The organism is Amycolatopsis sp. NPDC049159 (assembly GCF_040648295.1).
GTDB lineage: Bacteria > Actinomycetota > Actinomycetes > Mycobacteriales > Pseudonocardiaceae > Amycolatopsis > Amycolatopsis pretoriensis_A.
The window spans coordinates 123265-144333 of sequence record NZ_JBEZDL010000023.1 but is presented as its reverse complement, the minus strand read 5'-3'; the positions used below and the strand labels follow the sequence as shown (position 1 = coordinate 144333).

The window sequence follows — 21069 nt, the reverse complement described above, 5'->3', positions numbered from 1 at the left end:
CTGTCATTTGCTGACGTTCTTCCAGCCGTCCTCGAGCTGCTTCGCGAGGCCGGCCGCGTCGATCTTCTGGGCGAGGAACTGCTGGTACGCCGGGGTCGCGACGGTGTCCTTCCACTGCGCGTACTTGCCGGCGAACAGGTAGGGCGCCGAGGTCAGGTGCTCGCCCGAGGCGAGGATCGCGTCCCAGCCGTTCTTCCCGGCGAGCTTCGCGGCCAGCGCCTGCCGCGCCGACGTCGTCGGCGGGATCAGGGCGTCGGCCTCGTTGATCGCGGCCAGGTTTTCGGTGCCGGTGAAGAAGTCCACGAACTCCGCGGCCTCCTTGACGTGCGCCGAGTCCTTGTTCACCGACAGCGTCTGCGGGTTCGCGGCCTGCGCGGGCCCGGCCGAGCCGGCCAGCGGCGGCAGGACCACCCAGTCGAAGCCCTTCGGCGCGTCCTTGGCGATGTTGGCCGCCTGGTAGGAACCCTGGACCGTCATCGCGATCTGCCCCGCGTAGAACGGCGCCAGCGCCTTCGTGCCGGACTGCGTCAGCGTGACCGGCAGGATCGAGTGGTCCTGGTGCGCCATCGCGTCGACGAGCTGCGGCAGCGCCTGCTCCCCCGGCCCGGCCGTCAGCTTGGCGTCGTTCCCGGTGCCCTCGAAGTACTTCCCGCCGAACCCCGGCGCGAGCGCGACGAACGCCGCCGTCGGGCTCGACAGGCCCCAGCCGAGACCGAACCTGCCGTCCTTGGTCGTCGCCTTGGCGATCTCGCGCAGCTGGTCCCACGTCATCGAGGCACCGGTCGGGATCGTGACGCCGGCCTGCTGCAGCTGGGTCTTGTTCGCGAAGACCACATAGGACTGCAGCTCGGTCGGCTGGGCGATCACCTTGCCCTCGACCGTCACCGAGTCGAGGACGCCCTTCGGGATGTCCGCGCGCTTCTCCGCCGAGAGGTACGGCGTGAGGTCGGCGAGGAAGCCGTCGGTGGCGAACGGCGCGATCCCGGCCGCCTCGTAGTGCACGATGTCGGGCGCCGAACCGGCGTTGAACTGGGTGATCAGCTTGTCGTAGACGCCGTCCCAGCCCGCCTGCACGATCTTGACCTGCACGCCGGGGTGGGCCTTGTTCCAGTCGCCGACGATCTTCTGCGTCGCGGCGATGGCCGCGGGCTGGTCGGACAGGGACTGGAAGGTGAGGGAGACCGGGCCGTCCCCGCTGTCGCCGTTGCCGCCGCCACCGCAGGCGGTGAGCAGCAGTCCGACGGCGGCCAGTGCGCCGGCAACCAGGGTGCGTCGTGTCTTCATCGACCGACCTTTCGCGCGTTTCTTTTGAGGCGCAGAGCCTCTGAGGGGCAGGGTTTCATCCCTTCACCGCCCCGGCCATCAGGCCGCCGGTGAGCTTCTTCCGCAGGATGCCGAAGAAGACGATGCTGGGGATGGCCGCGAGCACGGCGCCCGCGGCGAGCGGACCGAGGGCGACCTTGCCCTCGCCGCCGATGAACATGGTGAGCGTGATGGGCAGGGTGTAGTTCTCCGGCGACTGCAGCAGCACCAGCGCGAAGAAGAATTCGTTCCACGACGAGACGAAGCTGAACATCGCGGTCGCGACTACGCCGGGGGCGAGCAGCGGGAAGACGATCGTGCGCAGCACCGTCAGCCGGCTCGCGCCGTCCACCGCCCCGGCTTCCTCGAGTTCCACCGGGATCGCGGCGACGTACCCCTGCAGCATCCACAGCGCGAACGGCAGCATGTACGTCGTGTGCACGAGCGTCAGGCCGGCCAGGTTGTCGGCCAGGCCGAGCGTCCGCAGGATCAGGAACAGCGGCAGGATGATCAGCACCACCGGGAACACCTGGCTGACCAGGATCCAGCCGACGCCGGCCGCGCGCACCTTTCCCTTGAGCCGCGCGAGGACGTACGCGGCGGGCACGGCGATGACGACCGACAACGCGGTCGAAGCCAGCGCGACGACCAGGCTGTTGGCCGCGGACCGGACCAGGCCCTGCTTGTTCAGCGCTTCGGTGTAGTTGTCCCAGTGCCACTCGCCCGGCAGCAGGCTCACCGTCAGCGAGTTCAGCTCGCCCGACGACTTCACCGACGCGGAAACGAGCCACAGCAACGGGAAGCCGAGGAACAGGATGTAGAGCGCGAGGGCCGCGTACTGGGCCGGGCGCACGAGGACGCGCATGGTCACCGCCCCTTCGCGGCGCGGTCGTCGCGGAACTGCGACCGCAGGTAGACGGCGAGGATCAGCACCACCACGACGACGAGCACCAGGCCCATCGCGGCGGCGTAGCCGATTTCGCGGTTCTTGAAGGCTTCCAGGTAGATGAACAGCACCGGCACCATCGTCTTGCCGCCCGGTCCGCCCGCGGTGAGCACGTAGACCAGCGAGAACGAGTTGAAGTTCCAGATGAAGTTCAGCGACGTGATCGACGTGACGATCGGCCGCAGGCTCGGCCAGGTCACCGCGGTGAACCGGCGCCAGGCACCCGCGCCGTCGACCGACGCGGCCTCGTGCAGTTCGGCCGGGATCTGTTGCAGGCCCGCCAGGAGCGTCACCGTCGTCTGCGGCATGCCGACCCAGACGCCGACGACGATCACCGCGGGCAGCGCGGTGGAGAAGTCGCCGAGCCAGTTGACGTCGTCGGGCAGGCCGACGCCGCCGAGGAAGGCGTTGAGCGGGCCGCCGTTGGCCGAGTAGATCATCTGCCACATGATCGCCACGACGACCGGCGGCATCGCCCACGGGATCAGGGCGAGCACCCGCGTCAGGCCCTGCAGTTTCAGCCCGGAGTTGAGCAGCAGCGCCAATCCCATCGCCGCGGCGAGCTGGAGCAGGGTGACGCCGACGGTCCAGATCATGCCGATCCGCAGCGAGTCCCAGAACAGGTCGTTGCCGGCGAGCCGGGTGAAGTTGCCGACGCCGGCGAAGCCGTAGTCGGGGTGGCGCACCAGGCGCGCATCGGTGAAGGCGAGGAAGATGCCGACGACGAGCGGGGCGACGCTGAGCACGAGGATCGGGATCAGCGACGGGAGAACGAGGGCGATCGCCTCGCGCCGCCGGGTGCGCGCCAGGACGGGCTTCTTCTTCCCGGGCGCCGGCGCCGGGCGCGTCAGGGTCGCGGTCACGCCGCACCTCCGGTCGACTCGCGGACCATCAGCTCCGGGCCGACGGCGATCTGCTGCGCCCGGTGGTCCGGGTCGTCGGTGAGCTGGAGCATGATCCGCGCCGCCGCGCGCCCGCGTTCGGTCGAACCGAGGGACACGCTGGTCAGGCTCGGCTGGAAGACGCGGCCGAGCTCGGTGTCGTCCATGCCGGTGACGGCGACGTCTTCGGGCACGGACAGCCCCTTCTCGCGGACCGCGCGGATCGCACCGATGGCGAGCAGGTCGTTGGCCGCGACGAGCGCGTCGACCGGACCGCGGGCGAGCAGCGTCCGGGCGGCTTCGAGGCCCGCGGCGACGGTGAAGTCGGCGGCGATCTCCTGGTCCACGCGCTCGAAGGCGGTGGTCTCGGTGGCGCCGTCGAACCCGCGCTGGCGGGACGCGCCGGGCGTCGTGTCGAGCGGCCCGTTGAGGAACCCGATCCGGCGGCGGCCGATGGCGTGCAGGTGCGCCACGGCCGCGCCGATCCCGCCCGCGGAGTCGGTGGATACCGAGCTGATCCCCCGGTCGTCCAGCGCCCGGCCGATCACGACGACCGGGACGGGCGCCCGCTGGATCTCGGCGATGAGCCGGTCGTCGGTGCGCAGCGGGGTGACGATCATGCCGTCGACGAAGCCGCTGTTGAGGCTGCGGACGAGTTCGGTGGTCGAGGTCGCGGTGTCGCCGGTGCTCATCACGACGACGCGGTAGCCGTGCGGTTCGAGCACCTCGTGGATGGCGCGCATCATCTCGACGTAGACGGGGTTCCCGATGTCGGCGACGGCGAAGGCGACCTGGAAGGTCTTCTTCAGCCGCAACGACCGCCCGATCGCGTCCGCGCTGTAGCCGAGCTCGGCGGCCGCGGCGCGGACGCGCTCGACCATCGCCGGGCTCGCGCCCGTCCCGTGCAGCGCACGGGAGGTCGAGGCCAAGGAGACCCCGGCGCGCTCGGCCACCTGCAACAGCGTGGCGCGTGGTGACGTCATCGTCGCTTCCACCCTCGAGTCAGGTGCTGGAAACGTTTCCAAGTTCGGAAGCAGTGCTTGGAAACGTTTCCAATCGGATTAATCCCGATACTTGCACCTGCTCGGCGAAGCTGTCAACACACCACGGAGAGCGCCCGCCCGGTCACGAGCGGGCGCCCCGCCCTCAGCCGACGATGTCGATGTCGAAGGGCTCTGCGGCGCTGTACTCGAGGTCCGCCCACAGCGCGCCCGGCAGCGTGAAGCGCCGGTGGGAGATGAGGCGGTCGTCGTAGTCCGGGTCGGACTTCGGGTTGTGGCCGACGCCGACCTTGTCCGAGCCCCACGCGAAGATGTTGCCGACCCACATCGGCTTCGCCACGCCGTCGCGGTTGATGCGCGGGCGGACGACGATCGCGGCGCCGGCGCTGCCGGAGAGGGTGAGCCGGACGGTGTTGGAGCCGGCGTTGGGCGGGGTGACCGTGATGCGTTCCATGAACTCCACTCCGGGTTCGGTGGCAAGGGGTGCCGGCGACGGCCCGTCGACGCCGGGCCAGAAGTCGGCCACGACGGAGACGTCGATGCCGGGCGCGACGTCGAGCAGGTACTGCGCCGCGATCGCGCCGGGCGGGATCTCGCGCCGCCCGGTGGCCGTCGCGATCCAGTACAGCGGCGGTTCGACGTCCTGGTCGGCGAACGCGGCCTTCACCTTCGGCCACGTCGACCGGTTGCAGTAGACGACCGGGTGCGCGAACCCCGACCCGCGCCGCATCGCCGCCCAGCCCGGCGCTTCCTCGGGCCGCGCGTCGCCGGGCTCGACGTCGAGGACGTGACCGTCGTCCGTGGACGCCTTCTTGGCGATCCGCACCTTCAGCGCGTCCGGGAACAGCTCCCAGTCGGCGTCGGTCCACGGCGCGAGCCTGATCCGGTCGATGTACCCGGCCACCAGCACGGGCCGCCGGTCCTTCTTCAGGATGTTGCGCGCGGTGAGCGCGTCGTACATGGTGCGCATCGGCTGCCTCGAAACTCGGCTCGGCGGACATCTGCCCGTCCACCATCGCCGAGTCCGAGGCGGCCCCGCCACGGCGAAGAGGGCGCCCCTTCGGGCAGCATCGCCGTCCCTACCGAACGGTCGGCGCGGATTCCGGTGCGCCGCACCGGTTCCGTCACTCTTCCCGCAACTGCTCCAGGCTCGCGGTGCGCCACAACGCGGGCAGTGTCACGGCGGTCACGAACAGCACCGAGGCGGCCGCGGTCGCCGTCAGCACGCCGATCGTCGCCAGGTCGACCGCGACCGGGCGGTGCACCACCAGGGTGAGCAGCAGCCAGTCGAGGCCGAGCCCGGCGAGCACGGCGACGACGACCGCCACCGCGACCGGGATCGCCAGCTGCCACACCAGGGACCGGGCGAGCACCCCGCGTCCGACGCCGTTCGCCATCAGCGCGGCGAGACTGCGCCGACGTTCGCGGAGCTGTTCCCACGCCGCGATCAGCAGGCTGCCCGCGGCGAGCAGCAGCACGAGGACCGAGCCGACCGACAGCACCCGCGTGATGAGGGCGTAGGTGCCGTCCCGTTCGGTGCCGAGCGAAGCGACGGCTCCGTTCCAGCCCACGACGTTGCGCACCCGCTCGACGACGTCCGGCCCGGCGTCGGGGATCCGCGCGTTCGAGCTCAGCCCGGCGCTCGTCGTCGTGCCGAGTGCTCCCGGCGTGACGAGCAGCGCCGACCCTTCACCGGCGCGCACGTGGTAGCGGTCCACCGGTACCGTCCACTGTGGATTGCCGCCGGTCGTGAACGAGACCCTTTCGCCGGGCCCGGGCGCCCCGGGACCCTCCGCGTAGACGTCGCCGTCGCGGCAGCCGGCGATCGCGAGTTCGGCGCACGGCGCCACCACGACGGACTTCCGCTCCCCCGCCGCGGTCCGCACCAGCCCGCGGGTTTCCACCGGGACGCCGCCCAGCCCGGGCAGGGCGTGCAGGGCGGTGGTGAACGCCTCGACGTCGGCGAGGTTCGTGGCGAAGGCGGTCGCGAACACCTGGACGTCCCCGGGCGGCGGCCGGTCGCTCTCCGCCCGCGCGTAGACCCCTTGCAGCGCAATGGATCCGGCGAGCACGACGGCGATGCCACCGACCAGCCGGGCCGCCGTCGCGCTGTCGAGCTGGAGCCGGCGCACGGCCAGCAGCCAGGCGGGCGAACCGCCGTGCAGCGCGCCGGCGACGCGCTCGACCAGCCACGGCAGCACGAGCGGCACGGCGGTGAGGACGAGCACGACACCGGCGATCACGGCGGGGTCGAGCGCGTCTCCGGCCCCGGCGCGGACGGCCAGCAGCACCCCGCCGGCGACCGCGGGCAGCAGGCGCCACCAGAGTTTCCGCCGCACCCGCGTCCCGCGCCGCACGACCCCGAGCGGCTCGACGACGACCCGCCGCAGCGCGAAGACGGCCGCCGCGCACGCCAGCAGCGGGAGCGCGAGGAGTGCGGGCACACCGAGGCGCCAGTCGGGCAGGACGTCGGCGGCGAAGATGCCACCGCGGAAGGCGGACACGGTGATCCGCGGGACGAGCGCGCGCACGAGCAGGAACAGCGCCCCGCCGACGACGAGCCCGGCGAAGGACCCGAGCAGCGCCTCCCCGGCGGCGATCCGGCGCACCTGCCCGCGGTCCGCGCCGACCAGCCGCAGCGCGGCCAGCCGCCGATCGCGCGCGGCCGCGGCGAGCCGGGTGCTCGTGACGACGAAGACGAACACCGGCACGAGGCAGGTCGTCGCCCCGACCACGACGAGCAGCAGTTCGAGCGGATCGAGCCCGCGCCGCACGGGCGAACCCCCGAACCCGCTGACGGTGACGGCTTCGGGCTGCGTGGCGACGGTCGCGGAGCCGACGTAGAAGTACAGCTCGTTCGGCCCGGTCAGCCCGGCGTCGCCGATGGTGCCGATCACGCGCTGCGCGAAGCGCGGGCGCAGCAGTTCCCCTTCCGGCGACTGCAGGAGTGCGGCGAGCGCGGGCGAAAGCACGGCCTCACCGGGACCCGGCAGCCGTCCGACCCCCGGAACGGCGGGCGTCCGCGGTCCGGTGGGCTGCACGAGGTAGCCCTGGAGGCCGCTCCCGCGGAACTCGTCGTTGCGAACGACGGCGTAGACGGGATCGACGCCCTCGACGGCCCCGGCCACGGCCGCGCGCCCGGCGGACCGGTCGGCCCGAGCGCCGAGCATGTGGGGAAGCGAGGTGGCGGTGAGGAGCACGACCACACCGAGCCCGACCCCGACGGCGGTCAGTGCGAGCCGCGCCCACGCGGTCCGGACACCCCCGCCGCCGAGGGCGAGCCGCATCCCGAGCCCGAAGTCGGTGGCCCAGCGCCGGATCATCGGACCACCTCCGCCTGACGGACCGGCAGATTGAGGGCAAGGCCGGCCACCCGGCGCGGGTCGGCGCTGAGTTGCCGGGTCCCACGCACCCAGCGCCGGTCGGCCTCGAGCCACCCTTCCCGGCGCACCACCCAACCCCGGTCGGCCTGACGCCACCGAACCCCGCGTGCCGCCCAGCGCCGGTCAGCTCCGAGCCACCCCAGCCCACGCACCACCCAGCGCTGGTTGGCCTCACGCCACCGAACCCCGCGCGCCACCCAACGCCGGTCAGCCCCGAGTCGCCGGGTCCCGCGCACCCAGCGCTGGTTAGCCTCGAGCCACCCCTCGCCGCGCACCACCCAACCCCGGTCGGCCTGACGCCACCGAACCCCGCGCACCACCCAACGCCGGTCAGCCTCGAGCCACTCCTCCCGACCCATCACCCGACCCCGGTCGGCCCCGAGCGACCCCTCCCCGCCCATCACCCAACCCCGGTCGACCTGACGCCACCGGAGCCCGCGTGCCGCCCAGCGCCGGTCAGCCCCGAGCCACCCCAGCCCACGCACCACCCAACCCCGGCCCACGCCGGCACTGAGCCGCCGGGGCCTACCGTGCACCGCGCCTACCGGCCGCGGGCCGGGCGTCGGCTCCGATACCCCCAGCCGCCTCTCCCCCGACCGCTGCCCCAGCGGGGAGTCGGCCGCCGGCCGGAGTTCGGTCATCGGGTCACCTCCAGCTGGCGGGTCCGGCCGTCGCGGACGACGACCTCGCGGTCCGAATACGCCGCCACCCGGGGCTCGTGGGTCACCAGGACCACCGCCGCGTCGCGGTCGCGGGCCGCGGTCGTCAAGAGCTGCATCACCTGCTCCCCGTTGAGGGAGTCCAAGGCTCCCGTCGGCTCGTCCGCGAACACCACGCGCGGGTCCGTCACCAATGCGCGGGCGACCGCCACCCGCTGGCCCTGCCCGCCCGACACCTCCCCCGGCCGCTTTCCCTCGATGCCGGTCAGGTCCAGCTCCGCCAGCATCGCGCGCCCGCGCTCCGCGGCGACCCGGCCGCGCACGCCGTTCAACCGCAGGGGCAGCGCCACGTTCTCCAGGCACGTCAGCTCCGGCACCAGCTGCCCGAACTGGAACACGAACCCGAAGTCCGTGCGCCGCAACGCCGAACGCGCGCGGTCGGTCAGGCCGGCCAGGTCGGCGCCGTCGTAGCGGACCGTGCCGCCGTCCGGCCGGACGATCCCGGCCAGGCAGTGCAACAGCGTCGACTTGCCCGCCCCCGACGGCCCCATCAGCGCCACGACCTCGCCCGCGCGGACCCGCAGGCTCGCCCCCGCCAGTGCCTCGGTCGGCCCGTAGGCCTTCCGCACCTCCGCCGCCTCCAGCAGCACCTCGCTCACGCGATCTCCTTCGCCAGCTGGTCGAGCCGGGCCGCGGTCAGCTCCAGCCAGCGGAGGTCGGCCTCCAGGTGGAACAGCGCGTGGTCGCAGATCAGCTGGTCGACGAGATCACCCGCGGTCTTGCGGCGGGTCAGCTCGCGCATGGCGTCGAGGTGCGCCGACCGCTGGACGTCGAGGACCTCGGCGGCCGGCCGCCCGGACAGCAGCGCGAGCACCACCTTCGTATACAGCGTGTTCTGCAGGTACGCCTCGGGCTTCTCCGGTGTCCCGAGCCAGGTCCCGACGTCGGCGACCCCGGCGTCGGTGATCGCGTAGCGCTTTCGCTCGGGGCCGCCGTCCACCTCGACGCCGTCGGCCTCGACGAGCCCCTGCTTCAGCAGCCGCGCGAGGGTCGAATAGACCTGGCCGTAGTGCACGCGTCGGTCGTGCCCGAACCGGTCGTCGTAGGCGCGTTTCAGGTCGTAGCCGTGCCGCGGGCCGCGCTCCAGCAGCCCGAGCAAGGTCAGTCCGATCGACATGCGGGTCACTGTACACAGTGTGTATAGCTAGGGTTTATACACCCTGTTCATAGTGAAATCGCCGAAGCCAGGACCGCCCGGAGCGGCGTCGCCGGACGCCCCAGCAGCTTTTCGAGCGAAGGCCCGGTGACGGCGAATTCGCCCCGGCGAGCCGCGTGGAACATGCCGAGCAGCAGCGTCGCCTGCGCCTCCGGGACACCGTGCCCGGTCAAGCCGGCCACCCACTCGCCGTCCTCGGCCACCACGCGCCGGATCGGGCGGCCGGTGAGCTCGGTGAGCAGAGCGGCGACGTCGCCGAGGTCGAGGGCGGCCGGCGCGGTCAGCGGCGGCGTCGGCCCGTCGAACCGGCCCTCGTCGGCCAGGACGACGGCCGCCGCCTCGGCGAGGTCGGCGTGCGCCGTCCACGACACCGGGCCGTCGGCCGGGGCGACCAGTTCGCCGGTCCGCAGCGCCTCCCCGAGCAGCAGCGGGACGGTGGCGGCGTAGAACCCGTTGCGGAGCACGGTGAACGGCGAGCCCGCCGCCGCGAGGTGGCGTTCGGTCGCCGCGTGGTCAGGCATCGGCGCGAAGAGCGAGTCCGCCGCGGCCGCCTGGTGGCTCGTGTAGAGCACGCGCTTCACCCCCGCCTCGCGCGCGGCGTCGATCGCCGCGGCGTGGTGCGCGACGGCCGTGTCGCCGGTCACGTCCGTCGAGACGACGAGGACCTGCGTCGCGCCCTCGAACGCCTCGGCCAGCGAGGCCGGGTCGGCGAAGTCGCCGCGGCGCACGCGGACGCCCCGCTCGGCGAGCCCGGCCGCGCGGGCGGGCTCGCGGACGCTCACGCCGATTTCGCCGGCCGGAACCCGGTCGAGGAGGTGGGCGACGACCTGCGAGCCGAGCTTGCCGGTGCCCCCGGTGATGACGATCATGGTGCTTCCCTTCGTTAACGTCGTTAGTAACTACGTTAGCACCATTGATAGCAGAGATGCGTTACCATCGAAACCATGAACCGGACGGAAGCCCGCGAGAAGATCGTCGAAACCGCCGCGCGGCTGCTCCAGGAGCACGGCGCGGCGGCGGTGACCGTCCGCGCGGTCGCCCAGGCGGCCGGCCTGCAGGCACCGGCCCTCTACCGGTTCTTCGAGGACAAGGACGCGCTGCTCGACGCGGTCGCCGAGCACGTCTTCACCACCTACGTCGCCGAGAAGTCCGGCACCGCCGGCACCGGCGACCCGGTCACCGACCTCCGGACGGGCTGGGACGCGCACATCGGCTTCGGTCTCGCCAACGCGGCTCTGTTCGGCCTGCTGGTCGTCCCCGGCCGCGTGTCCCCGGCGGCGGAGGCGGGCCTGGCGGTGTTGCGCGCCCGCATCCGCCGCGTCGCGGAGGCCGGCCGCCTGCGCGTCCCCGAGCCGCGCGCGGTCGACCTGGTCCACGCCGCCGGCACCGGCACGGTGCTCGCCCTGCTGGCCGCGCCGCCGACCGGCCGCGACCCCGGTCTCGCCGACGCGATGTGGGAGGCGGTCGCGCACCGGATCCTGACCGACGTCCCGACCCCGGACGCCGCGCCCGCGCAGCTCACCGACGCCGAACGCGCGCTGCTGGCCGAATGGCTGTCCCGGCCGCGGCAGTGAGTTATTCACCCTCCGGGGGTTTGCGCGATTCGTGGACACTTTTGTCTGCGGTGTAACAACTTTCGGACTCCTCGCGCCATAGGGGACAGCGTTCGCGCTTGTCCGGTCCCCGCCACCCCAGGAGTTCGTGATGAGTTCTCGTCGCTCCACGCTTCCGCGAAGATCCCGACGTGCCTTGGCTTTGGGCGTCGTCGTGCCGCTCGCCCTCGGCTTGGCCGTGGCCGCCGCGCCACCGGCCGCCGCGGTGCCGGCCGGGTTCGCCGACACCGTCGCCATCGGCGGCCTGACCTCGCCGACCGCCGCGGCGCTCGCGCCCGACGGGCGGGTGTTCATCGCCGAGAAGAGCGGCCTGGTCAAGGTCTTCGACTCCCTCGCCGACCCGACCCCGACCGTGTTCGCCGACCTGCGCACCCCGACCCAGGACTTCTGGGACCGGGGCCTGCTCGGGCTCGCGATCGACCCGGGCTTCCCCGCCCGGCCGTACGTCTACGTCTCCTACACCCTCGACGCCGAGCCGGGCGGCACCGCGCCGCGCTGGGGCGACACCTGTCCCACGCCGCCGGGCGCGACCGACCAGGGCTGCGTCGTCACCGGCCGCGTCTCCCAGCTGACCATGGGCCCGGCCGGGACCGCGGTCAGCGAGAAGCCGCTGGTCACCGGCTGGTGCCAGCAGTTCCCCAGCCACTCGATCGGCTCGCTCGCCTTCGGCCCGGACGGCGCCCTGTACGCGGGCGGCGGGGACGGCGCCAGCTTCAACTTCGCCGACTACGGCCAGGTCGGGAACCCCTGCGCCGACCCGCCCTCCCCCGCCGGCACGAACCTCTCGCCGCCGTCGGCCGAAGGCGGCGCGCTGCGCTCGCAGTCCCCGCGCCGGGCGGCCGGACAGCCGGTGCTGCTCAACGGCACGATCCTGCGCATCGACCCCGACACCGGCGCCGGGCTGCCCGGCAACCCGTTCGCGGGCAGCGCCGACGCCAACGCCCGCCGCATCATCGCCTACGGCGCGCGCAACCAGTTCCGGTTCGGCTTCCGGCCGGGCACGAGCGAACTGTGGGCCGGCGACGTCGGCTGGAACACGTGGGAAGAGATCAACCGCGTCGCGAACGTCGGCGACGCCGTGGCCGAGAACTTCGGCTGGCCCTGCTTCGAGGGCACCGCCCGGCAGGCAGGCTACGACGGCGCGAACCTCGACCGCTGCGAATCGCTCTACTCGGCGGGCGGCCAGACCGCGCCGTACTACGCCTACAACCACAACGCCAAGGTCGTCGCGAGCGACCCGTGCCCGACCGGCGGCTCCTCGATCAGCGGCATCGCCTTCGAAGCCGGCAGCAACTACCCCGCCGAGTACGCCGGCGCGCTGTTCTTCGCCGATTCCTCCCGCGGCTGCATCTGGGCGATGCAGGCCTCCGGCGGCCAGCCCAGCCCGAGCCGACTGGTGCCGTTCGTGACCGGAGCCAACGTGCCGGTCCAGGTGCTCACCGGCCCCGGCGGCGACCTGTTCTACGTCGCACTCGGCGCCGGTGAGCTCCGCCGCGTCAGCTACCCCGGCGGCACCAACCGGCCGCCGGTCGCCGCGGCCACGGCGACGCCGTCGAGCGGGCCCGCGCCGCTCACCGTCCAGTTCGACGGCACCGGCTCCACCGACCCGGACGCCGGGGACACCCTGAGCTACGCCTGGGATCTCGACGCCGACGGCGCGTACGACGACTCCGCCGCGCCGCGGCCCACGTGGACGTACGGCACGGCGGCGGCGGTCGACGCGGGGCTGCGGGTGACCGACTCGCACGGCGCGACGGCGACCACGACCGTCCGCGTCACCATCGGGAACCCGGCCGGGCTCGACCCGGTGCCGGTCATCGACACGCCCGACGCCGCGCTCACCTGGTCGGTCGGCCAGACCGTGCCCTTCGCCGGGCGCGCGATCGACGCCCAGGACGGTCAGCTCCCGCCCTCGGCGCTGTCGTGGCGGCTCGCGATCCGGCACTGCGCGGCCAACGGCACCTGCCACACCCACAACGTCCAGGACTTCCCGGGCGTGGCTTCGGGGTCGTTCGTCGCACCGGACCACGAGTACCCGTCGTACCTGCAGCTGACGCTGACCGCGGCGGACTCGACCGGCCGCACCGGGACCAAGACGATCGACCTGCAGCCGAAGACGGTGGCGCTGAACTTCACGTCGAGCCCGAGCCAGGCGATGCTCACCGTCGGCGGGACCCAGCAGCGGACCCCGTTCTCCCGCACGGTGATCGCCGGATCGACGAATTCGATCAGTGCGAACAGCCCGCAGAACCTGCCGCCGCTCAACCTGAAGTACGCCTTCACCAGCTGGGCGCACGGCGGGGCGCGCACGCAGAACGTCGTCGCGCCGCCGGCCGGGGCGACCTACCAGGCGAACTTCCGGCTCTGCTGGCTGCTGCAGCCCTGCTGACCGGGTGGCCCGGCCCCCGCGCGGGGGCCGGGTCAGCCCTTGGGCTCCTTCGTCTTCTCCGCCTTCGTCGACTCCTTCGCCGCCTGCTTGGACTCCTTGGCGGCTTCCTTCGACGCCTGCTTCGACTCCTTCGCGGCTTGCCTGGACTCCTTCGCCGCTTGGTTGCCGTTCGCCGATTGGTTGCCGTCCGCGGCCGTCTCGCCGGCGCCGGTGGTCTCGGCCTGCTCCTCGCCCGCCGCCGCTTCCCCGGACTCCCCCGGCGTCGGCGGCACCGACGTCACCTGAGCTGCCGAGGCCGGTTGCGAACCGCTGCCCGCGGCGGGCACGCCCGCCGCGGGCCCGGTTTCCGCCGGCTGCGAAGCCGCACCGTCGGCGCCCGGCGCCGGCGCGAGGTCGGACGTGCTGGCGCCGATGGTCACGGTCGTGACCAGCGCCGCGCTCGCCGCGGCCACCTTCGCCGCCGTCGCCCACGACAACGCCGACGTGCTCGCCGCGGCACTGGACGAGGCGAGCGATCCCGTGGCGGACAACCACTGCGACACGATCGGGACGCCCAGGATGAGCGGGGCGATCGCGCCGGGCAGTTCTTCGTTGAGCAGCCGGAGGCCGCCGGCGAGTTCCCGGCAGTCGGGGCAGCGGTCGAGGTGGCTGGTGATCCGGTGGGCCTTGTGGTCCCCGATCCCGTCGCGCACGTACCGGGCCAGCTGCCCGGAGACGACCTTGCAGTTCCGCCGCCGCGCGGCCGGGACGTGCTGGTCCAGGTAGGCCTGGCGCAGCCCTTCGCGGGCGCGGTAGGCCAGCGCGGCGACGCCGTTGGGCGTCATCCCGATGTCGGCGGCGATCCGCGCGGGCGATTCGCCGTCGATTTCGGTCCGCCACAGGACAGTTCGCCACCGTTCGGGCAGGCTCGCGAACGCATCCGCGGCGACGCTCGCGTGCAGCCGGCTGTCCACCGGCTCGTCGCTCCGTTCGCCCGGCACGACGTCCGGCACCTCGGCGACGAGCGAGACCGCCGAGTCCCGCCGCCGCCAGCTGATCATCGTGTTCCGGATGGTGGTCAGCAAATACGGCCGGAAATCTTCGTCCGGACCGTCGCCGGAGCGCAGAATCCGTAGTACGCGGGTGAATCCTTCCGCGATCAGGTCGTCCCGCTCGGCCTCGTCGGCCGCGATCGCGGCCGCCACCCGGCGCGCGGCCCCGAGGTGCCGGTCGTACAACCGGCCGTACGCGGCGATGTCCCCGCCGCGCACCGCCTCGATCAAAGCCGCGTCGCTCGGGCCGTCCACCGTCCCGGCCACCGCCGGCACCACCTCGGTCACCACACCCCCTCGCCCGTGCGCTTGCACGTGCAGAACGTTCCGCGAATAGTCGCGCAACGAGTGACACCAGCGCAAGGTTGCGGCCCCGGGAGGACTTCCCGGATTTCTCCGGATCCGAGTGACCGGTGCCTTCGATTTGTCACTTCCCTGAGCTTTCCCCGGCGAATCCACCCCCGCCGCCGGGCCCGTCGTTGCCCTCTTCCGTACCGGCGAGTAGAAGACGAAGGCGGTGGCCGGGCCGGCCACCGCGTTCGTGTCCGATGTGGACGGTGGCGGGAGCCGGAGCCGACCCGCCGCGGCCACCACCAGGAAGGATTCCCATGCGCAGAGCCCTGCTCGTCCTGCTGACCGCGCTCCTGCCCTGTCTCGTGCTCACCGCACCCGCGCGCGCCGGCGCGCCCGCCGTGACGGCGATCCCCGCGAACGCCGGCCGGGGCTGGCCGGTCAGCGGCTCCCAAGGCGTCCTCGACCTCGCCGCGCGCGGGTACGTCGAGGAGGAGTACCTTCTTTCCGGCCAGGCCGACACGTACGCCCAGACCGGCCTGTGGACCGAAGACGGGCGATGGGCCACCCGGATCGTGAGCACCGGCACCCCGTACACCACGCGGCTGGTCGTGGTGCGGCCGGCGGATCCCGCGCGCTTCAACGGCACCGTCGTGGTCGAGTGGCTCAACGTCAGCTTCGGCGTCGACATCCCGGTCGACTTCTCGCAGTCTTACGAGCACTTCACGCGTGAGGGCTACACCTACATCGGCGTGACGACGCAGAAAGCGGGTGCCGACAAGCTCAAGAGCCTCGACCCAGGCCGGTACGCCGGCGTGGACCTGAGCGGGGATGCGCTTTCCTACGACGTGTTTTCCCAGGCCGCGCAGGCCGTCCGGGCCACACCGCGGCTGCTCGGCGGCCGGACGCCGTCGGTCGTGCTGGCCACCGGCCACTCGCAGTCGGCACTGCGCCTGACCACCTACGCCAACGCGATCCAGCCGGTGCGCCACGCCTACGACGGCATCCTGATCCACGGCCGCGCCGCGCCGGCGGCCCCGATCGGCGACGGCGCCCTCGGCCCGCTCTCCGCCCGCATCCGCACCGATCTCGACGTGCCGGTGTTCGTCCTGCAATCCGAAACCGACGTCGTCGCTTCGGCTTCGGTCCGCCAGAACACGGCACGGGTGCGCACCTGGGAGGTGGCCGGCACCGCGCACGCCGACCAGTACGGGCTCGACCTCTACAACGCCGCCAACGCGCGGGACGGCTCCCTCAACGGCGGCGCGCCGACGACGTGCGACAAGCCGGTCAACAGCATGACCTTCCGGTACGCGGAGAACGCGGCGTTCGCGCACCTGGACCGCTGGGCCCGCGGTGGCGGCGCCCCGCCCCTCGCGCCGCCGATTTCGCTGCTGCTCAACGTCATCGTCGTGCGCGACGCCGATCAGAACGCCCTCGGCGGCGTCCGGCTGCCGGATTTCGAAGCCCCGCTGGCGGCCTACGCGCCGAACAACAGCGGCGGCAACGTCCCGGGTGCCTGCCTGCTGCTCGGGACGACGACACCGTTGTCACCGGCGCGGATCCGGCAGCTGTACCCGGACCACGCCACGTACGTCGCGAAGTTCACCGCGGCGGCGGACCGGGCGCTGCGGGCGGGCTACCTGCTGGGCGCCGACCGTGACGAGGCCGTGGCCCGCGCCCAGGCGGCCCCGGTGCCGTGACGCTTCAGTGCCCGCCCGGCCACCGCGGGGCGGGCACTGAAACCTGTTCCAGCACGTGAGCAAGCCGCCAAACCTTGCCCCGTCGTCGGATGTTGCCCGAAACAGTAACGTGTTCTAGTCTGACGCCGTGGAAGGGAGCCCGATGGACGAGCAGGCGATGCGGTACCCGAACCACCTCGGACACCTCGTCGTGTCCGCCCTCAAGCGCCACCGGGACAAGCCCGTGATGGTGCTCGGCGACACCACGCTGACCGGGGGCCGGACCGCCGAACAGGTCAGCCAGTACGCCCAGGCCTTCGAGGCGCTCGGGGCCGGCACCGGGGCACCCGTGGCGCTGCTGTCGCTGAACCGGCCCGAAGTCCTGCTCGTCATCGCCTCCGGGCAGGTGCAGGGCTCGCGGCGGACCGCGCTGCACCCGCTGGGCTCGCTCGACGACCACGCCTACATCCTCGCCGACGCCGGCATCACCACGCTGATCATCGACCCGGTGCCCGCCTTCGTCGACCGCGCGCTCGGCCTCCTGGAGAAGGTGCCCGGGCTGACCCGGGTGCTCACCATCGGACCGGTGCCGGACGCCCTGTCCCACGTCGGCAAGGACCTGACCGCCGCCGCCGCCGGGTTCGAGCCGCGGCCGCTCGTGCCGGTCGAGCTGCCGCCGGACCAGGTCGTGTCCATCACCTACACCGGCGGCACCACGGGGAAACCCAAGGGCGTCATGGGTACCGCGCGGGCGATGACCACGATGACCCAGATCCAGCTTTCCGAGTGGGAGTGGCCCGAAGCGCCGAAGTTCCTCATCTGCACCCCGCTTTCCCACGCCGGCGCGGCGTTCTTCGCGCCGACGCTGCTCAAGGGCGGTTCCCTGGTCGTGCTGCCGAAGTTCGACGTCGCCGAAGTGCTGCGCGTCATCGAAGAGCAGCGGATCACCGCCACCATGCTGGTGCCGACCATGCTCTACGCCCTGATGGACCACCCCGACTCGCGCACCCGCGACCTCTCGTCGCTGCAGACGGTCTACTACGGGGCGGCGTCGATCAACCCGGTGCGGCTGCGCGAGGCGATCGACCGGTTCGGGCCGATCTTCGCGCAGTACTACGGCCAGTCCGAAGCCCCGATGGCGATCAGCTACCTCGCCAAGGGCGACCACGACGACGCGCGGCTGGCGTCCTGCGGGCGGCCGTCGGCCTTCCTCCGCACGGCGCTGCTCGGCCCCGACGGTGTCCCGGTCGCCCCCGGCGAGCCCGGCGAGATCTGCGTTGCCGGGCCGCTGCTGGCCGGCGGTTACTGGAACCTGCCGGAAGTCACCGCCGAGACCTTCCGCGACGGCTGGCTGCACACCGGCGACGTCGCCCGCGAGGACGAGGACGGGTTCTGGTTCATCGTCGACCGGGTCAAGGACATGATCGTCACCGGCGGGTTCAACGTGTTCCCCCGCGAGGTGGAGGACGTCGTCGCCGAGCACCCCGCGGTCGCGCAGGTCGGCGTGATCGGCACGCCGGACGAGAAGTGGGGCGAGGCCGTGACGGCGGTCGTCGTCCTGCGCGAAGCCCTGGACGAGGCCGCGATCGAGCGTCTCACCACCGAGATCCAAGCGGCGGTACGAGAGCGCAAGGGCCCGGTGCACGTCCCCAAACAGGTGATCGTCGCCGCTTCCCTGCCGATGACGGGGCTGGGCAAGCCGGACAAGAAGGCGCTCCGCGCTCAGTACGAGCCCCGCAGCGCCGCCGTGTAGGGCGTTATACGGCGGCGAGCTTGCCCGGGTTCATCATCCACAGCACCTGGTCGATGCCTTCTTCGGACGCGGTGACGGTGAGCACGGTGAAGATTTCGCCGTCCCGCGAGAGCAGCATGGCGTGCGCGCCGTTGACGAACGCCGGCGTCACCGACACCCCTTCCCAGAACCGGGTGGCGAACGCGCGGACGTACTTCGCCACCGTCGTCGCGCCGCGCACCGGGATGCGCGAAGCCCGGGCCGCTCCCCCGCCGTCGGAGTAGCTGATCACGTCGGCGGCGAAGAGCTGCTCCAGCGCCGCCAGGTCGCCGGCCTGGGCCGCGGCGACGAACGCGGTCAGCAGGCGGCGCTGCTCGGGCAGCCCGGCGGGCGTGCGGCGCCCGGCCGCCAGGTGCTTGCGCGCCCGGCTGACCAGCTGGCGGGCCGCGGCTTCCGTCGTCTGCACGATGTCGGCGATCTCGCGGTACGGGTAGTCGAACGCTTCGCGCAGCACGTAGGCCGCGCGCTCGGTCGGGGTGAGCTTTTCCAGCAGGAGGAGCACGGCGAGCTCGAGCACGGCGCCCCGTTCGGCACCCAGCTGCGGGTCGGCGGCCGTGTCGACCGGCTCCGGCAGCCACGGGCCGACGTAGGTTTCGTGGCGCGCGTAGGCGGTCTTGGTGGCGTTGATCGCCAGCCGGGTGGTGGTCGTGGCGAGGTAGGCGGCGGGGTTGAGCACCGCGGCCCGGTCGCTCGCCTGCCAGCGCAGCCAGACATCTTGCAGGAGGTCCTCGGCGTCGACGGCGCTGCCGAGCATGCGGTAGGCGATGCCGAACAGCCGCGGCCGCACCTCGCCGAACACGGCGGCGGCGTCGTCGAGACCCTCCACGGTTCCGAATCCTGTCACAAATCCGCGCGCTGTCTTGTCGTAGCGGGTGTGCGGCGTCCCGGGACCGTCCGGGGCGCGCCGGAACGGAAAGGACGCCCCATGAAGGTCGTCGTCATCGGCGGGACCGGTCTGATCGGCACCGCCCTGGTCGCGAGGCTGGCCGGGCACGGGCACGAGGCGGTGCCCGCCGCGCCGAGCACCGGCGTGAACACGCTCACCGGAGCGGGCCTCAAGGAGGTGCTGCGGGGCGCGGACGTCGTCGTCGACGTGTCGAACTCGCCGTCGTTCGCCGACGACGACGTGATGGCCTTCTTCACCACCTCGACCCGGAACATCGTCGAGGCCGCGAAGGACGCGGGCGCCGGGCACTACGTCGCGCTCTCGGTGGTCGGCACGGACCGCCAGCCCGGCGTCGGGTACTTCCGCGCCAAGCTCGTGCAGGAGGAGCTGATCACCGCGGCCGGCCTGCCGTTCTCGATCGTGCGCGCCACGCAGTTCTTCGAGTTCGCCGGCGGCATCGCGGACACCTCGACCACCGACGGCGTGGTCCGGCTGCCCGGCGCGGGCGTGCAGCCGATGGCGGCCGCGGAGGTCTCGGCCGCCGTCGGGCGGACCGCCGCGGGGACGCCGGTCGGCGGCGTCACCGAGGTGGCGGGCCCCGAGGTGTTCGGCCTCGACGAGTGGGTCCGCCGCGTGCTGACCGCGCGTTCCGACCCGCGCGAGGTGGTCACCGACCCGGCGGCGCCGTACTTCGGAGCCGTCCCGGGGCCGGAAGACCTGCTGCCCGGCCCGGGCGCGCACCTCGCGGAGACGACCCTCGGCACCTGGCTGACCCGGTCGTGACGCGGTCCCGCACGGGTGGCGCGGTGCCACCCGTGCGGGATCGGCTTGCACGTCTCGCTGTCCTGCACCCGCAGGGACAGCCGCAGTTTCATCCCCTGCTTGTCCTCGCGGACGTCGCTGCGGATCTTGTCGGCGTCGAAGTAGTACGGCCCCTGGGTGGTGGCGCGGTGAGGGTGCACGTCCGCGCGCCGGCCTGCACGGATGACCATGCTGCTACGCTTTACTCAACTAATTGACTAGGTGAGGTGGCGCAATGAGCAGCTTCCGCAAGGCCGTCGAGGCCCGTGATCCCGAGGCCATGGCCGCGACGCTCGCGGAGAACGTCGTGTTCCGCAGCCCGGTGGCGTTCAAGCCCTACCCCGGCAAGGCGATCACCGCCGCGATCCTGCGGGGTGTCCTGCGCGTCTTCGAAGATTTCCGTTACGTGCGCGAGCTGAGCGGCGACGAGGGCCGGGACCACGCGCTCGTCTTCGAAGCCCGGATCGGGGACGTGCGGGTCGAGGGCTGCGACTTCCTGCACCTCGACGCCGACGGCCTGATCGACGAATTCACGGTGATGGTCCGCCCGCTGTCGGCGGCGCAGGCACTGGCCGAGGCGATGGCGGCGCAGTTCGAGCAGATTCAGCGCGAAGCGCTCAACTAAGTGAGTATGGCACTGCGCCACGCCCTGATGGCGGCGCTGCTCGAAGGCGAGGCGTCGGGCTACGACCTGGCGAAGGGTTTCGACGCCTCGGTGGCGAACTTCTGGGCGGCGACCCCGCAGCAGCTCTACCGCGAACTCGACCGGATGGCGACCGGCGGCCTGGTCGCGGCCCGGCTCGTGCACCAGGAACGCCGTCCGGACAAGCGCCTGTTCTCGCTGACCGAGGCCGGGCGCCGGGCGTTGCGCGAGTTCACCGCGCGCCCGCCCCGCCCGGGCGTGATCCGCGACGAGCTCATGGTCCAGGTGCAGGCGGTGGACGAGGGCGACGAGGCGGCGGTGCAGGCCGCGCTCGAGGAGCGGATGGCCCGCGCGGAAGCCAAGATCGCCCGCTACGAGCGGCTCCGCGCGCGGCTGCTGGACGGCCGCTTCGAAGACGACTACCTCGCCGAGGCGGAGCGGATCGGGCCGTACCTGACGCTGATGCGCGGGCTGGCGTTCGAGCGCGAGAACCTGCGGTGGTGCGAGCAGTCCCTGAAGATCCTGCGGCGCCGCGCGGCCGGCACCTAGCGCG

The 21069-nt window shown here is 72.7% G+C and carries 18 protein-coding genes; 7 read left to right on the top strand and 11 right to left on the bottom strand.

All coding sequences use genetic code 11. The annotated features are described in order from the left end of the window. Positions 1 to 3: 3 nt before the first annotated feature. The 9 genes from AB0B33_RS36650 to AB0B33_RS36610 all read right to left on the bottom strand — a co-directional run bounded on the left by AB0B33_RS36650 (position 4) and on the right by AB0B33_RS36610 (position 10257). The gene (locus AB0B33_RS36650; protein ID WP_360780538.1) at positions 4 to 1284 is read right to left on the bottom strand and encodes a sugar ABC transporter substrate-binding protein; all 1281 of its coding nucleotides are present in this window, start codon (positions 1282 to 1284) and stop codon (positions 4 to 6) included. A 55-nt stretch (positions 1285 to 1339) separates the two neighbouring features. Continuing rightward, positions 1340 to 2167, bottom strand: a complete 828-nt coding sequence (locus AB0B33_RS36645; RefSeq protein ID WP_360780535.1) for a carbohydrate ABC transporter permease — start codon at positions 2165 to 2167, stop codon at positions 1340 to 1342. 2 nt (positions 2168 to 2169) lie between these two features. Then, positions 2170 to 3111, bottom strand: a complete 942-nt coding sequence (locus tag AB0B33_RS36640) for a sugar ABC transporter permease (RefSeq protein WP_360780532.1) — start codon at positions 3109 to 3111, stop codon at positions 2170 to 2172. Further along, positions 3108 to 4112 carry a LacI family DNA-binding transcriptional regulator gene (locus AB0B33_RS36635; protein ID WP_360780530.1) on the bottom strand — a complete coding sequence of 335 codons (1005 nt, stop codon included), beginning with the start codon at positions 4110 to 4112 and terminating at the stop codon, positions 3108 to 3110. The genes AB0B33_RS36640 and AB0B33_RS36635 overlap by 4 nt, the downstream gene beginning before the upstream one ends. Before the next feature lie 163 nt (positions 4113 to 4275). Next, positions 4276 to 5100: a hypothetical protein gene (locus AB0B33_RS36630; RefSeq protein WP_360780527.1), complete on the bottom strand. Its 825-nt coding sequence runs from the start codon at positions 5098 to 5100 to the stop codon at positions 4276 to 4278. Positions 5101 to 5254: 154 nt separating this feature from the next. Further along, on the bottom strand, positions 5255 to 7453 hold the full coding sequence (locus AB0B33_RS36625) for an FtsX-like permease family protein (protein ID WP_360780525.1): 2199 nt from the start codon (positions 7451 to 7453) through the stop codon (positions 5255 to 5257). A 697-nt stretch (positions 7454 to 8150) separates the two neighbouring features. Beyond that, entirely contained in the window at positions 8151 to 8831 is a 681-nt protein-coding gene (locus tag AB0B33_RS36620; protein ID WP_247023801.1) for an ABC transporter ATP-binding protein, read from the bottom strand. Beyond that, positions 8828 to 9349, bottom strand: a complete 522-nt coding sequence (locus AB0B33_RS36615; protein WP_360780521.1) for a PadR family transcriptional regulator — start codon at positions 9347 to 9349, stop codon at positions 8828 to 8830. Before AB0B33_RS36615 ends, AB0B33_RS36620 begins: the two co-directional genes overlap by 4 nt. A gap of 47 nt (positions 9350 to 9396) precedes the next feature. Beyond that, positions 9397 to 10257: an NAD(P)H-binding protein gene (locus AB0B33_RS36610; protein WP_360780518.1), complete on the bottom strand. Its 861-nt coding sequence runs from the start codon at positions 10255 to 10257 to the stop codon at positions 9397 to 9399. A gap of 75 nt (positions 10258 to 10332) precedes the next feature. Between AB0B33_RS36610 and AB0B33_RS36605 the strand changes: the two genes are divergently transcribed. Continuing rightward, positions 10333 to 10962, top strand: coding sequence for a TetR/AcrR family transcriptional regulator (locus tag AB0B33_RS36605; protein WP_360780515.1), 630 nt, complete (start codon positions 10333 to 10335; stop codon positions 10960 to 10962). Positions 10963 to 11092: 130 nt separating this feature from the next. After that, a complete protein-coding gene (locus AB0B33_RS36600) occupies positions 11093 to 13390 on the top strand; it encodes a PQQ-dependent sugar dehydrogenase (protein ID WP_360780512.1) in 2298 nt (765 codons plus the stop codon). A 32-nt stretch (positions 13391 to 13422) separates the two neighbouring features. Here AB0B33_RS36600 and AB0B33_RS36595 read toward each other — a convergent pair whose 3' ends face one another. Next, positions 13423 to 14709, bottom strand: a complete 1287-nt coding sequence (locus tag AB0B33_RS36595) for a sigma-70 family RNA polymerase sigma factor (protein WP_360780510.1) — start codon at positions 14707 to 14709, stop codon at positions 13423 to 13425. Between the two features lie 320 nt (positions 14710 to 15029). Here AB0B33_RS36595 and AB0B33_RS36590 point away from each other — a divergent pair, with 320 nt between their 5' ends. Next, complete coding sequence (locus AB0B33_RS36590) at positions 15030 to 16415, top strand: alpha/beta hydrolase domain-containing protein (protein WP_360780507.1); 1386 nt, start codon at positions 15030 to 15032, stop codon at positions 16413 to 16415. Between the two features lie 127 nt (positions 16416 to 16542). Next, positions 16543 to 18147, top strand: a complete 1605-nt coding sequence (fadD8, locus tag AB0B33_RS36585; RefSeq protein ID WP_360780504.1) for a fatty-acid--CoA ligase FadD8 — start codon at positions 16543 to 16545, stop codon at positions 18145 to 18147. A gap of 4 nt (positions 18148 to 18151) precedes the next feature. Here fadD8 and AB0B33_RS36580 read toward each other — a convergent pair whose 3' ends face one another. Further along, positions 18152 to 19012, bottom strand: coding sequence for an RNA polymerase sigma-70 factor (locus tag AB0B33_RS36580; RefSeq protein WP_360780501.1), 861 nt, complete (start codon positions 19010 to 19012; stop codon positions 18152 to 18154). Positions 19013 to 19111: 99 nt separating this feature from the next. Between AB0B33_RS36580 and AB0B33_RS36575 the strand changes: the two genes are divergently transcribed. The 3 genes from AB0B33_RS36575 (at position 19112) to AB0B33_RS36565 (ending at position 21065) form a co-directional block, all read left to right on the top strand. Further along, positions 19112 to 19855 carry an SDR family oxidoreductase gene (locus tag AB0B33_RS36575; RefSeq protein ID WP_360780498.1) on the top strand — a complete coding sequence of 248 codons (744 nt, stop codon included), beginning with the start codon at positions 19112 to 19114 and terminating at the stop codon, positions 19853 to 19855. A gap of 253 nt (positions 19856 to 20108) precedes the next feature. Further along, the gene (locus tag AB0B33_RS36570; RefSeq protein WP_360780495.1) at positions 20109 to 20498 is read left to right on the top strand and encodes a nuclear transport factor 2 family protein; all 390 of its coding nucleotides are present in this window, start codon (positions 20109 to 20111) and stop codon (positions 20496 to 20498) included. A gap of 6 nt (positions 20499 to 20504) precedes the next feature. Further along, the gene (locus AB0B33_RS36565) at positions 20505 to 21065 is read left to right on the top strand and encodes a PadR family transcriptional regulator (RefSeq protein WP_360780492.1); all 561 of its coding nucleotides are present in this window, start codon (positions 20505 to 20507) and stop codon (positions 21063 to 21065) included. Positions 21066 to 21069 lie beyond the last annotated feature (4 nt).

Coding starts and splice junctions, on each gene's coding strand:
- AB0B33_RS36600 (WP_360780512.1), top strand. CDS start 11,093: ATGAGTTCTCGTCGCTCCACGCTTCCGCGAAGATCCCGACGTGCCTTG.
- AB0B33_RS36590 (WP_360780507.1), top strand. CDS start 15,030: ATGCGCAGAGCCCTGCTCGTCCTGCTGACCGCGCTCCTGCCCTGTCTC.
- AB0B33_RS36605 (WP_360780515.1), top strand. CDS start 10,333: ATGAACCGGACGGAAGCCCGCGAGAAGATCGTCGAAACCGCCGCGCGG.
- AB0B33_RS36650 (WP_360780538.1), bottom strand. CDS start 1,284: ATGAAGACACGACGCACCCTGGTTGCCGGCGCACTGGCCGCCGTCGGA.
- AB0B33_RS36645 (WP_360780535.1), bottom strand. CDS start 2,167: ATGCGCGTCCTCGTGCGCCCGGCCCAGTACGCGGCCCTCGCGCTCTAC.
- AB0B33_RS36615 (WP_360780521.1), bottom strand. CDS start 9,349: ATGTCGATCGGACTGACCTTGCTCGGGCTGCTGGAGCGCGGCCCGCGG.
- AB0B33_RS36570 (WP_360780495.1), top strand. CDS start 20,109: ATGAGCAGCTTCCGCAAGGCCGTCGAGGCCCGTGATCCCGAGGCCATG.
- AB0B33_RS36565 (WP_360780492.1), top strand. CDS start 20,505: ATGGCACTGCGCCACGCCCTGATGGCGGCGCTGCTCGAAGGCGAGGCG.
- AB0B33_RS36625 (WP_360780525.1), bottom strand. CDS start 7,453: ATGATCCGGCGCTGGGCCACCGACTTCGGGCTCGGGATGCGGCTCGCC.
- AB0B33_RS36630 (WP_360780527.1), bottom strand. CDS start 5,100: ATGCGCACCATGTACGACGCGCTCACCGCGCGCAACATCCTGAAGAAG.
- AB0B33_RS36575 (WP_360780498.1), top strand. CDS start 19,112: ATGAAGGTCGTCGTCATCGGCGGGACCGGTCTGATCGGCACCGCCCTG.
- AB0B33_RS36635 (WP_360780530.1), bottom strand. CDS start 4,112: ATGACGTCACCACGCGCCACGCTGTTGCAGGTGGCCGAGCGCGCCGGG.
- AB0B33_RS36610 (WP_360780518.1), bottom strand. CDS start 10,257: ATGATCGTCATCACCGGGGGCACCGGCAAGCTCGGCTCGCAGGTCGTC.